Annotated in this window: 1 pseudogene; it reads left to right on the top strand. The window is 56.5% G+C overall.

Annotated features, from left to right (window positions below):
- Positions 1-123 (top strand): annotated as a pseudogene (locus AB3X86_RS38535) (IS3 family transposase); the annotation flags it as partial.
- Between the last annotated feature and the right edge of the window lie 130 nt (positions 124-253).

Raw genomic sequence — 253 nt, 5'->3', positions numbered from 1 at the left:
ATGGACGGCAAGGGAGCCTGGCGCGACAACGTGTTCGTCGAACGAGTGTGGCGAAGCGTCAAGTATGAGGAGGTGTATCTGAAGGCATATGAGTCGGTCAGCCACGCCCGGCGCTCAATCGGCGATTTGAACCGCCCCGGGATTTCCGGAGGCTCCACTTCTTGAGAAAATGGAGCTATGGAAAACACGAAGAAGAAGTGCCCAAGGTACTCGCCTGAAGTTCGTGAGCGGGCTGTGCGAATGGTTCTGGAAC

The organism is Paraburkholderia sp. BR14374, from assembly GCF_040948685.1.
Taxonomy (GTDB): Bacteria; Pseudomonadota; Gammaproteobacteria; order Burkholderiales; family Burkholderiaceae; genus Paraburkholderia; species Paraburkholderia youngii.
Note: the sequence above shows the minus strand (reverse complement) of the source record. Positions and strands in the feature narration are given on the sequence as shown.